Raw genomic sequence first — 12,824 nt, 5'->3', positions numbered from 1 at the left:
CCCCGGATTCGCGTCATGGACCCCACCAGCGCGGCGTCCCGAGTGCGCATGCCGCGGTCCTTGAGCGGGCGGCGCCTACGGCAACCGCATCACCGTGGCCGTTACCCGAACCGAAGGGTCGTGGCCGAGTCGGGCGTGCCGGCTGTTTGAGCGGTCGATCATATGACGCGGGCCGATGCGTACGGATCGGTTCCGCACTGCCGAAAGTTGGAGGTTTGTTTTGGCTGGATCATGTTTGGCGACCGCTTCCCCCCTGGGAGCATCGGCGGTTCCCCCTTTTACCGAAAAGACGATTCGCGATCGCGGTCTGCCGTTCCCCCTGGTGCGCCGTGTCTTCGAAGAGGATCGTCCCCTCGAGCTCTATCTCGGTGGGGAGTTGGGTCCGATCGACGTGGCCTATCACACCTACGGGCAGCTCGATGAGTCGGGGACCAATGCGATCCTGGTCTGCCACGCGATGACCGGCGACGCCTATGTGGCGCGCCCCACGGGAGCCTCCACCGACCTGCCCGAGGGATGGTGGGAATCGATCATCGGTCCTGGCCGCCCCCTGGATACCAACAAGTATTTCGTCGTTTGCAGCAACATTCTCGGTAGTTGCTACGGGACCACCGGGCCCACGAGTTTGAACCCAAGGACAGGGTGCCCATACGGGCCCGAATTTCCTTCCATAACGGTGCGCGACATGGTTCGCGTACAGAAAGCCTTGCTGGACCAATTGGGGGTCAACCGCTTGGCTTTGGTGATCGGCGGGTCACTGGGAGGAATGCAGGTGCTCGAATGGGCGCTCCTGTTTCCCGAGCGAGTGGAAGCGATAGCGCCGATCGCCACCGTGGCGCGACACACCGATTGGGCGATCGCGCTCAATGAAGTGGCTCGGCTGGCGATTACCTCCGATCCCGCATTCCAGGCCGGCGCCTATCGGGAACAACCGGAGCGCGGATTGGCGCTGGCCCGCATGATGGCCATGCTTTCCTATCGCCATTACGAGTCCTACAACAGCAATTTCGATCGCAAACCCGATCGCCGCGAAAAGACCTTTGCCGATCCTTTCGGGTCCAATCGGGACTTCGCGGTGGAGAGTTACCTCCGCTATCAGGGCCGCAAGCTGGTCAATCGCTTCGACGCCAACAGCTACATCGCGATCAGCAGGGCGATGGACGCCCACGACATCGCGCGGGATCGGGGAACGCTCGCCGAAGTGCTGGCCTCGATTCGGCTCGAGACGCTGTGTGTCGGCATCGATTCGGACCTGCTGTATCCGGCCTCCGACCAACGGGCCCTGGCCGATACGATCCCCGGCGCCAGCTACGGTGAAATTCGGTCGATTCACGGCCACGACGCGTTCCTGATCGAGTTCGATCAGTTTCAGGCCATTCTGAAACCGTTTCTCGAGGAGCTGGGTTCCTAACATTATATATATGAACCGAACCTCATTCTGGGTTCGCGTTGCCCTGTTCGCCTTCATCCTGCTCCAGGGCGCCCTGGGTTCCGAGGATCAGGCTGCCGGCGACGCAGCCCAGTGCGAAGAGGGCACCCTCGGAAGCGCCTTGCAGCGCCCTTAAGATGATCAACCAAATCCTGGGCGTCGCTTTGGGTAGGGGCAGCAATTCCTTCATCTGGGCCAGGTTGGTCAGGCTGGCGATGAGGTTTTCGAGGCTCAGGACGAACGAGGCGCCGCCGAGCAGGTTCACCAGGCCTGCCGCGATTCCGGTGGTCGTGGCTGCCATGAGCGCCGCTCGGATCCTGTGACCGCGAATGGGCCTGTCGCCCGTTCCACACCAGACCAATCCCAAGCCGAGCCCACCGCCGAGCATCATGCCCTCGAACCAACCGGCGACGGTCACCTCTCCAATGCCCAGCAGTGAACGGTAGATCGCCAGGACGACGGTGTGAAACAGGAAGCCGAGCGACGCGCCCCCCACAAGCCCACCGGTGAGTGTCCAGTAGCGGGAATGGCGATGGCTGACAATCGCGGCGGCACAGGTGCCGCCCTGGATCAGGAACCCGCTGGCGAGGCCCATCACCGAGCCGAGGCTGGCCAGGGCCAGGAACAAAGATTCGGTGGGAAGACCCTGATCCAGGTGGAGGTAGCGAACGATGCCGCCGAGCATCAGGCCGTAGCAAGCCCCGGCCGCCGCGCCGCCCAGGGCGCCACCCGCGGTTTGGGCGCCCCAATGCGCCTTGTGCCGGCGCAGGCGGACCAGTGCCAAGACGACCATGAGCGCGAACACGATGGGTGGCGGCTGGCGCTTCAAGGGTAAGAAGCCGCGGTTTTCGTCGCGAATCAAAGCCAGGGTACTCAAATAGGCCCACCAACCGCCGATTCCGGATTCGGCCTCGCTCTTGAGAAAACGGGGAAGATCCGGTCCCAACGCATCGGCCAGCGCCGCGGCGCTCTGCCGTCGCACACCGGCGTCTTCGTCGTAGAGGGCGAGCCGGGCGAGGTCGCGGCGAAGCTCTTCCTGATTCGATCTGGCCACGGCCCTGGCGGCCGCGATCCGGGTCTCCGAGGCTTGGGCCTTCATTCGCTCGCGAAGGAAGGGGGCATCGCATGGCGACGGCGCCAGACCGGCCGGAAGTGCCAAGCCCGCGTTCACGTGGGAACGAATCAATAATTCGTGCTCGATCGAGTCGGTAGGGAAGACTCGCAGATGGGGACCGAGCAGCGTCAGGCTTTGGCGGGACAAAAGCAGACCCTGGTCGCGGTAGTTTTCCAGGGCTCGGGTGAACACCTGTTGGGCCCGCCTGGATTTTTTTTCGGCTTCATCGAAGAGATCCGACACGGCCGGAACCAGATAATCGTGAACCAACTCGACCCATGATTCGCCCTCCGAGAGCCGGATTCGAACGATCCTGGCCTGTGCCAGCGACTCCACCACCGATTTTCGCTTTTCGGGAATGAGGTCGGGGGCCGCGTCCAAACCCTCCAGCAACTGCGTCTCGCGAATGACCGCGCGCCGGCCGTCGGTTCCCAGCAACCGTGACAAGATGGCCTTGGCGAAACCGAGACCGGGACCGTCGAAGCGTCGCAACACGCGTTGCAGGTAGTCGGAGAGCACTCCGGCGGCACCACCCAATTGGCGATAACGCTCGAGGGTCAGCCGGTTTTCGGTGTCCCGGGCGTCGAAGAGCCGGTCGCAAATGATTTGAAGGGAAGGCAGGTCCACGCCGCTTTCGTCGCTCAGGTCGGCGACGATGGTTTCCGCCAGTCCGTCTTCGAAACGACAGCCCGCGGCACCAGCCGGTTTCAGGACGGCTTGAAGGCCGGCTTCCAGATCCAGGCGTTCGAGGCGAAGCTCGAAGTGGAAAATTTCGGGAAATGGGGCCTTGAGGTGGTTCATGTGGGCTAGCGCGTCTTCTCTCAGGGTGAAAAAGAATCTCAGTCGGGGGGAGAAGGGCTGGGCGCGGAGCAATGAGACCACCTGCATCAATCGCTCCCGTTTTTCCGGTGCCGTGAAATGGAACCATTCTTCGAACTGATCGAAGAAAAAGACGAGGAGTGAAGCTGGTTTCGAAGCGAGGGTCGACGCGACCACCTGCAGAATCTGCGACGACGAATCCGGTTGGTCGACCAATCCCAGTGCCATGCCCATTTCCCACAGCGGGTCTGGAAAACCGCGAAGGCGAACGACGCGATGTCCCTTCGCCGTGAGCGCCGGGGCCAGGCCGGCGGCGACGAGCGAACTCTTGCCGACGCCGGAGGGCCCGTACAGCAGGAAAGTGGGATGGTGGGTGATCAACGAAGTCACTTCGCGGATCTCGCGCTCCCGACCGTAGAAAAGGGCGCGATCCTCTTCGTCGAAGCTTTGCAGGAATTTGTAGGGACGTCGCGGGAGTTCCACCGCTTCCTGCCGGGCCTCGCCCGTCGCGGGCGACGAGGTGCGACGGCATGCTCCCACGAACATGTAACCGCGCTTGGGCAAGGTCTTGATGTAACGGGGCTCTGCCGGCTTGTCGCCCAGCGTCTTGCGAATGTCCTTGATACATTGGCTCAGCGCCGCGTCACTGACGAAGCTGTCGTGCCAGATGTGTTGGAAAAATTCGTCGCGACTGACTGGCCGACCCGCATTTTGTACGAGAAAGATGAGTGCATCCAGATATTTGGCGTTGAGCGGCAAGGCGTTTCCGTCGCGGAAGAGTTGACCGTGGGTGACATCTAGGTGGAATTCGTCGAAATCGTAGCTGTCGATGTCGGCCGCTTCGGGCGCGGCGCCAGGAGGCGAAAGCTCGTGGGTCATGGGTGTCGATCCGGTGCGTGATTGGGGTTGGGAAGGCGCGAAGCGCGACCGCCCCGTGTGATGTCTTGTCGAAGTGACGTTGCGCGTTGATGCAACATAACACAGCTCACCGAACAGCCCGGCGTTTCGACGCGCCTCTTTCGGCAAACGGGACCAAGTCTCGACGGCGCGCTACGGTCTCTCGAACGACGGGGCGCGGAGGGCCGGTGACCTGTGCAGAAAGGGCCGCTTCCCTGGAGACTCAGCGGCGCATTCGATCGCGCAGATTGGAAAACCAACCGAACAGGTGTCTGTTCTCCGAGGGCAGTGGGGGGTTGGGGTCCTGATCGTCGTCGGGATCGGGGCTTTCCCCCGTGCGGAACGCTTCCAGGTCGCTCAAGACCTGGCTGAAACTGTTGTAGCGATCTTCCAGGGATTTTTCCAAGGAGCGGTCCACGATGGCGGAAAGAGGTTTGGGCACTTCCGAATTGAGGCGGAAACAGGGTGTCGGCGTCTCCATCAAGATCGCCTCGTAGATCTGTTGCTCCGTTTTACCCTCGAACGGCTGTTTGCCACACAACATTTCGTAGAGCACCACCCCGAACGACCAGATATCGGCCTGGTGATTGACGGGTTCGCCCTCGGCCTGTTCCGGAGGCATGTAGGCCATGGTGCCCAAAACGGTGCCGGGATTGGTCAGCGGGGGATGGTCGAGCAATTTGGCGATACCGAAATCGACGATTTTCACGATGCCCAGTCCATCGAACATGATGTTGCCGGGTTTGATGTCGCGATGAATGATTTGGTGCTCGTGGGCGAAACCCAAGCCCGAAGCCATCTGAGCGGCGATGGTCAATACCTGGTCCAACGGCATCTTGCCCTGTTCCATCTTGTGGCTCAAGGTGCCGCCCGAGTAATAGGACATCACCATGAAGATTTGCCCATTGTCGGCTTCTTCGACTCCGTAGAGCGTGCAGATATTGGGGTGGTCGAGCTTGGAGGTAGCCTTTGCTTCAAGAAAAAAACGATCGCGGCCGGTATCGTCAATGTCGAAGAAAGGTTTGAAGCATTTCAGTGCCACCACGCGATCGAGTTCCACATCGCGCGCCTTGTAAACCACGCCCATCCCGCCGTCGCCGATCTCCTCGATGATCACATATTTGGAAATCTGGGTATTGGTCTGGAACATGAGCACCCTGATTTGGAAAAAAATCAATTGCATTCAAATTTTACCATCCGAACCGGAACACAGCTAGATGTTGGAGTTCCATAAGTGTGGTTTCTGTCAGGGGGTTCGGTTGGAAATGCGTAAAATCACATTCGCATGTCCCTATGAAGTCGGACCGATTTACGAGCTCGTGCCAGATCGTTGGAAATGTGCCTGTCGCGAGTCGCTCTCGATTCCCGCGACATTGCCCTCGGCTTTTTTCATCCAGTAGATTTGCTTGTGTCCGCGAGATTCGAATTCGGCACGAAAGGATTCGGCCTCCTTCTCATCGCGAAAGCGATACATTAGGTATTCTCTACCGTTATCGTCCAGTCTCCAGACCTCGAAAATGGTTTCCTTTGATTTTGGAGCGCTCATATCGATCTCCTAGTCATTTGGAAATGGATCCTGGGTTTGTCCCTCTCGCTCGATTTCGCGTTTTCCCGGTTCCGCTCGCGACCCGTCGAGCGGCATGGCCGCGTTGGTCGCCCGGGCCGGGGGCGGCTCTCCGGCGGCTCGTGGTTCGTCCGGGAGCCTGGCGTACCATCGCGTCCAGATGTTCAAAGAACGCAGCGTTCTCGTTCGCCAGTCCTCGTTCCACTTGGAGGCTTCCTGCAGCAGGTCTTCGCGCACAAAGGTCAACTGCAACCGCTGTGAGGCGTCGAAGCGACCCTCGTCCAGCAGGCGATCGACCGCCGGAAGGCTCTTGGGCCCCAACACGCGAAAGTACTGTAGGTCGGGCAAGGCTTTCGAGCGTGCCAGGGCGTTGGTGGCATTATAGTTCGAAATGAAGCCCTCGAAGTCGAAGAAACAGCAGAAGTAGAGCACGGCGAAGCAGACACGGCAATTGGCGATCACCAACCACCGGTTGTCGCGATGGCGCCAGCGACTCCAAAAGATGAGGATCAGGCCCATGGCGACCAGGGCCATCCAGATGGCGGCGGCCAAGCGCAGGCGGGTCAATTGGTAGGCGTCCACGTAGATCCAGAGCCGGCGCATCGAGGAGCAGGTGAGCAGTACGTTCTGGAAGGTCCAAAGATGGAGGAGCCCGCGAATCCGAGGTGCGGCCGCGCCATCCTCCCGGCGGGGCGTCATGGTCAGGATGAATGCGGCCGCCAGCAGGGCCGTCAGGACCAGGAGGTAGGCGCCGCGGTGGGCGAACTGGGCGTAGGTCATGCCGTCCGGCAGCGGCGCCTCGCCCCAGAGATAGAAGAGGTCCAAGCCCGAGTTGATCGCGAAAATGCCGTTGCACATCCACAGGCATCCCAAGGTGTAGCTCGGGTCCAGGCGACGAATGGCGAGGCCTGGGATGGGTCTGGTCTTCGGGGCCTTGAGGCGTGCGCGAAAGCGCAGCAGGGCCCAAACCCATCCGGAGAGAAAGATCCAGAACAGGATTCGGCTAAACGCGATGCGACGCGTCAGCCAATCCGTCGATCGGCCCACGAAATCGGCGAAGATCGGGTTGGCCAGAGCGAAGAGTAGGCTGAACACGAATCCGATGGCACCGATGATCGCCGTTTGCCGTAAGTCGAGGTGCGAACCGGCCGGCCGGCGAACCATGCGCCGTTCTCGGATGCGAAGTGCCCTGAACGCGTCTCGCGGTGCCGAAAACCATCCGCGCAGCAGCACGTGCCCGAAACGCCGGGACCAGTCTCGGGGAGAGGGTATCCAGCCTTCGCGCATGGTCAGGGCAAGCGCGATCGTCAGAGCCGTTCCGAGATGGAGCACCAGCGGGCCGTAGTCGATCGCCGCAGCCAGAGCCAGCCCGCCGACCGCGAAAGACAGTCGGTAGGCGATGCGTTTGTCGCGCACATTGGGGTGGGTGACCCACAATGCGAGGGTCGTCGCTGCCAGTCCCAGCGCGAAATTGAGGCCCAGGCCGCTGCGGTAGAAAAGGATGTCGAAGATCAGCAGGAGTGCGACGGTCCAAAAGAGGTCAATGGCCATCTTGGAGGATGTTCGATGCTTCGCGATCATGGATGGAGCCCTTTCGTGAGAAATGAGGTGGCGTGAATGTTCGCGGTTTCTGCCCATTCAGGCCGCCGAACCGGCGTTGCCTGTGCGAGAAAGCCGACAGGGCCGCACGGAAGTCCCTGACGGAAAAATCCGGCCAAAGCACCGGCGAGAACCAGAGCTCCGCGTAGGCACTTTCCCAGGGCATGAAATCGCTCAGCCGTTGTTCGCCGCCGCTTCGAATCAGCAGGTCGATGTCCGGCACTTCCGGATCCGCGTGCATGGCCTGTTCGATGGCGCGCCTGAAGGGCACGGCATCGCTTGCGCCTCTGCCGCCGGCCCAGAGTTCGGCCGCTTTTTCCACGATGTAGCGACCCGAATAGTCCACTGCGAAGCGCAGGATCAGGTCGTTCGCGGGACCGGTGATCGTCTCTGCCCGCTGCACGGCGCGCAGCAGGTTTTCCGGAAGGCGGTCTCGGCGACCGATGACGTTCAGGCGAACCCCGTTCTCCCTGCAGTGTTCCGCCTCGTTTTGCAGGTAATGGCGCATCAGGCCCATCAACAGCTTCACCTCCCGCGCGGGACGTTTCCAGTTGTCGCTCGAGAACGCGTAGAGTGTCAGGACGCGCACGCCGTGCCGGGGAGCGGCCTCGACGATACGGCGCAATGCCGTCACGCCGCGTTTGTGGCCGTAGGTGCGGGGATGGCCTCGGCTTTCCGCCCATCGACCGTTGCCGTCCATGATCAGGCCCACGTGGATGTCGGTGTCGGAACGGGTCGATCGCTGGTCGGTTCGATCGGAAACGCGGTCCTCCGTGAGCGACGGGTTCCGAATATGAGGGGATACCAGGTGCATCTTGCCGGCCTCACTTGAAACGGCTATGCCGAAATGGGGAACCGCGGTTCCCGTCAGGTGAGGTTCAGCATGTCCAAATACGGATCGAGATACTTGAGCGAGTCGTGAGATTGTTCTGAGAAAAAGGTGAGAGGCGTTGACAGGCAACGGTTATGCGGAGATATGCGAACCTGCCTCGCCCTTGTGCCCGACGCCTCGGTACCTGGCCATCCGGAAACAGGGTCTTTATATGGATCCTCCGAATCGGTCGTGCTCCAAACACGAATGGGTATCAGTCATCAGATACCAGGTTTCCGCCAATCACCTGGTGATAGATGTTTTGCTGAGACCTGAGACCTGAGACCTGGGACGGTGTTCATCCAGGAGAACCAACTTGGCTATTGCGATCAGTTCGTTTCCGGAAGGACGCTAGCTGGTGGAGGCTGTGGTGGTACTTTTCGGTTCACGCTTCAAATAGCGCTGCAGTATCGAACTCAAATCGCGGAGGCGGATCGGTTTGGCCAGGAAATCGTCCATGCCCGCCTCGCGACATTGCCTGCGATCGGTCTCGCCGGCGTTGGCGGTCAATGCCACGATGATCGCCTTGGGTGCATTGGATCGTTCGTCGTGACGAATCCTGCGCGTGGCTTCCAATCCATCCATCTCCGGCATTTGGCAGTCCATCAGGATCAGCTCGTAATCGCGGCGATTGGCCGCCTGGACCGCCTCCATCCCGTTCTCCGCCAGATCGCATTCGAAACCGATCTGGGAGAGCATCCGTTTGGCGACCGTTTGGTTGACCGGGTTGTCCTCCACCAGGAGGATGCGCCGATCCGTCGAGCCCGTCTCCTCGCCCCGCGCGGCCTGTTCCGCCCCAGGGGGAAGGGTCGGTTCCAATGCGTTGCCGTCGTTCCGGATCGATAGGGCATCCCGCGGCGGGACCTTCTCCGGCGAGTCCGTCAGATCTCTTTGGTGAGCGGAGAGTGCCGCGGCCAGCGATGCGTGCCGGACCGGTCGATTGAGGAATCGGATTCTGTTTCGCGCTCGCTCGCACAAATCCGGTTGGCGATCGCTCCAGGTACAGGCCAGGATTGGGATGGATCGCGTTGCCGGATGGTCCAGCCAGGATGCCAACCCGAACATATCGCGGGTCGCCCCGTCGCGATCACAGCAAATGAATAGGCCGCGAACCTTGGATCGCTCCCCGTTCGGAAGCGACAACAGGGCCTGAAGCGGATCCGGCGAGGCCAGGGCTCGTCCGCCCAGGAAGCGAATCTGGTGCTCCGCGATTTCCCGATCGAGCGGATCGGCGGCGGTCAACAGGACCAGGTTCTTTTCTGGATCGGGGAACGATTCGGGGTAGCAGGAAGTCTGGTCCGAAGCAGGTTCGAAACGTGCTGTGAAGGAAAAGCAGGAGCCCTCGCCCAGTCGGCTCTCGGCGTGGAGGTCGCCGCCCATCTGATTGGCGATGCGCTTGCTGATCGTCAAACCCAGACCGGTTCCGCCATATTTGCGAGTGGTCGAGGTATCCGCTTGGGCGAAGGCTTCGAACAGGTGGGGCAGGCGGTCCGGGGCGATTCCGATGCCGGTGTCGATCACACGTGTTTGGATGAGACAGTCCGGTTGGTCGTCTCGGAGCCGGGCGATACGCAGGTTGACCGAACCCTGCTCCGTGAATTTCAGGGCGTTGCTGACGAGGTTGATCAACACTTGGCGAAGCCGCCCGGGATCCCCGACCAGCTTGGCCGGGATGTCGCTTTCGATCAACACGCGAAAATCGAGCTTCTTTTCCACCGCACCGATGGCCAGCAGATCGGCGACTCCTTCCACCCATTCGCGCAGGTCGAATTCAAAAGCCTCCAGATCCAGGCGCCCGGCCTCGATCTTCGAAAAATCCAGGATGTCGTTGATGATGGCCAGCAAGGCCTCGCCCGAGCTGCAAATGATCGCCACGTACTCCTGGGCCTGCGCCGGCAGCTTCATGCCTTGGAGCAGTTCCGCCATGCCGATGACGCCGTTCATCGGGGTTCTGATTTCGTGACTGACATTGGCGATGAAGCTGCTTTTGGCCTGATCGGTCTGGATCAGGCTCTCGATTTTGGCCTTGGCCTTGATTCTGGCGATCGCGATCGACCAGATCGCCATGACCGAGCCGAAGAGGCCCAAGGCGTAGAGGGCGTAGGCCCACCAGGTTTTCCAGGGCGGCGGCAGGATCCTGACATTGATGTAGGTGCCTTCTTCGTTCCAGACGTGATCGTTGTTGGAGCCGCGCACCTGAAGCCGGTAGTTGCCGTGGCTCAAGTTGGTGAAGGAGATGAAGCGATGGGTTCCGATCTGAACCCAGTCCCCGTCGTAACCCGAGAGGCGATAAGCGTATAGATTGCGCGAGGGATTGGTGAAATCCAGCGCCGCGACCTCGAAGGAAAACAAGCGGCTGTGGTGGTCCAGGGTCAGTTGCCCGCCGGGCCGCAAATCCGCCGACGGGAGCGGGACGCCGTCGACGAACACCGACGTAATCGCGATGGGTGGCACGCTCTGATTGATGTCGAGGTCCGAAGGGATGAAGGTGTTGAACCCGTTGATGCCGCCGAAGAACAGGCGTCCGGTTTCCTCGTTGTAGAAAAATCCGTTCTTGAACTCGTTGTCCTGCAAGCCGTCGTTGATGGTGTAGGTGCGAAAGCGATCGGTCTTGGGGTTGTATTCGGCCAATCCGCGATTGGTGCTCGTCCAAAGGTGACCACGCCGGTCGCTCTGAATGGCGTAAATCGCGTCACTGGGGAGGCCGCGGTCCTTGCCGTAGTGGACGAAGTGGGGTTGGTTCTTTTCGAAGTACGCTTTCGGCCAGCGATTGAGGCCGCCCTGATAGGAACCGACCCAGAAGTTACCGATCTCGTCGTGGTGGAGAGCGGAGATGACGTTGTTGCTGAGGCTGGTGGGGTCGTTCTCGTCGTGGAAATAACGGACGAAGCCTTCCTGGTTCGCCCTCAAGCGATTCAATCCGTTGAGTGTGGCTGCCCAGATCCGGCCCAGGCGATCCTCGTAAACCCAATAGACCCTGTTGTGTGAAAGAGAACGATGGCTGTGGGTGTCGTGCCGGAAACGTTTGAAGCGATCGGTCTCGGGTAGGTACAGGGACAACCCGCCCCGTGTAGCGATCCACATGCGGTCCTGGGAGTCGCGAATGATGCGGTAAATCCGATCGTGACTCAGGCTGGTGGGATTTTGAAGAAGATTGCGATAGAAACTCATATTGTCCGTGAATGGCTTCCATTTGGCGATTCCCGAATTTCGAGTGCCTATCCAGAGATAACCTTCGGAATCTTCGGCCAAAGCCCATATGTTGTTTTCCGGAAGGCTGTTGGGATCTTTTGGGTCGTGGCGGAAGTGGCGGAAACCCCGGATCTTCGGATCGTAGAGCGACAGGCCGCCATCATAGGTGCCGATCCACAACCGATCCCCGCTGTCCTGTAGGATCGACCACACTTCCTTTCCGGCCAAGCTGTTGGGAACGTTGGGGTTGTGGTTGATGTGGGCGAACCGTTGACGCAACCGGGAATACAGGTTGATGCCGCCCGCATAGGTTCCGATCCAGAGCAGACCGCTGCGGTCTTGATAGAGGGTCCAGATCTCGTCGCTGCTGAGACTTTCCGGGATGGCCGGTTCGGCCTTGAGCGAACGAAACGATTCCGTTTGGCGGTCGAACAGGTTCAAGCCCTGCAGGGTTCCCACCCAGAGCTGCCGCTCCCGATCTTCGAACACACAGTAGATCTCGTCGTGGCTCAGGCTCCCGTCCTGTCCCGGCCGGTGCCGGTAGCGTGTGATCCGGCCGTCCTCGACACGAATGCGAACCAGGCCGTCGTAGGTGCCGACCCAGAGATCGCCCACGTGATCCCTGAGTATCGCCTTGATGGTGTCCCGTGAGCCCTGTGCGTTCAGGGAGATCTGTTCGGCCTTGCCCGTTTCCGGATCCCAGAGGCAGAGGCCTTGGCGCGTGCCGATCCACAGGCGACCCTCATCCGCGGGGACGATCGACCAGATCGTGTCGTGGGGAATCGATTCGGGATCCTGGGGGTTGTGGTACCAGTTGTCGAAGCGCCCCGTTTTGGGATCCAAACGGCTGAGACCCTGCTCCGTGCCCGCGTAGATGCGATCCTGATCGTCCACCCAAAGGCACCAGACGCGGTCGTGGGCCAACGACTGCATGTCGCCGCTCTGATGCCGGTAACGAAAGAAGCACTGTTCGTCGGGATCGAACCGGTTGAGACCGCCCGTGTGCGTGCCGATCCACAGCCGACCCCGACCGTCCTTGGCCATGGCGCGGATATAGTTGTTGGACAACGAGTTGGGGTCGCCAGGCTGGTAGAGATAGTGGTGGAAGCCATAGCCGTCGTAGCGGTTGAGGCCGTCCTGGGTACCGATCCACATAAACCCCTGGTCATCCTGGACCATGCAGATCACCGCGTTCTGGGAAAGGCCGTCGCGATTGGTCAGGTGCTCGAATTTGATTTGGTGGGCGATCGACGGCGTAGCCTTCACCTTGGAAAAGCCCAAGACCATTCCGGTGGTTTCGGTGGCCGTTGCGGGCGTGACGGCTGATAGCAGGAATGCT

General features: G+C 60.7%; 6 protein-coding genes. 1 reads left to right on the top strand and 5 read right to left on the bottom strand.

Annotated features, from left to right (window positions below; translation table 11 throughout):
* Positions 1–220 precede the first annotated feature (220 nt).
* Positions 221–1,411, top strand: coding sequence for a homoserine O-acetyltransferase MetX (gene metX / locus J3U87_RS06785; protein WP_237382279.1), 1,191 nt, complete (start codon positions 221–223; stop codon positions 1,409–1,411).
* A 22-nt stretch (positions 1,412–1,433) separates the two neighbouring features.
* Here the strand turns inward: metX and J3U87_RS06780 are convergent, their stop codons facing one another.
* The 5 genes from J3U87_RS06780 to J3U87_RS06760 form a co-directional block, all read right to left on the bottom strand.
* Positions 1,434–4,241 (bottom strand): nSTAND1 domain-containing NTPase, encoded by a 2,808-nt coding sequence (locus J3U87_RS06780; protein ID WP_237382278.1) that lies wholly within the window; start codon positions 4,239–4,241, stop codon positions 1,434–1,436.
* A 241-nt stretch (positions 4,242–4,482) separates the two neighbouring features.
* Positions 4,483–5,442, bottom strand: coding sequence for a serine/threonine protein kinase (locus J3U87_RS06775; protein ID WP_237382277.1), 960 nt, complete (start codon positions 5,440–5,442; stop codon positions 4,483–4,485).
* A 372-nt stretch (positions 5,443–5,814) separates the two neighbouring features.
* The gene (locus J3U87_RS06770) at positions 5,815–7,374 is read right to left on the bottom strand and encodes a DUF4153 domain-containing protein (protein WP_237382276.1); all 1,560 of its coding nucleotides are present in this window, start codon (positions 7,372–7,374) and stop codon (positions 5,815–5,817) included.
* Positions 7,364–8,236: a polyprenyl diphosphate synthase gene (uppS, locus tag J3U87_RS06765; protein ID WP_237382275.1), complete on the bottom strand. Its 873-nt coding sequence runs from the start codon at positions 8,234–8,236 to the stop codon at positions 7,364–7,366. The genes J3U87_RS06770 and uppS overlap by 11 nt, the downstream gene beginning before the upstream one ends.
* A gap of 408 nt (positions 8,237–8,644) precedes the next feature.
* Positions 8,645–12,766, bottom strand: a complete 4,122-nt coding sequence (locus J3U87_RS06760) for a hybrid sensor histidine kinase/response regulator (protein ID WP_237382274.1) — start codon at positions 12,764–12,766, stop codon at positions 8,645–8,647.
* Positions 12,767–12,824: the final 58 nt, after the last annotated feature.

The sequence above is a fragment of the Sulfidibacter corallicola genome (genome assembly GCF_017498545.1).
Taxonomy (GTDB): domain Bacteria; phylum Acidobacteriota; class Holophagae; order Acanthopleuribacterales; family Acanthopleuribacteraceae; genus Sulfidibacter; species Sulfidibacter corallicola.
This window is presented reverse-complemented; position numbering and strand designations above follow the sequence as displayed.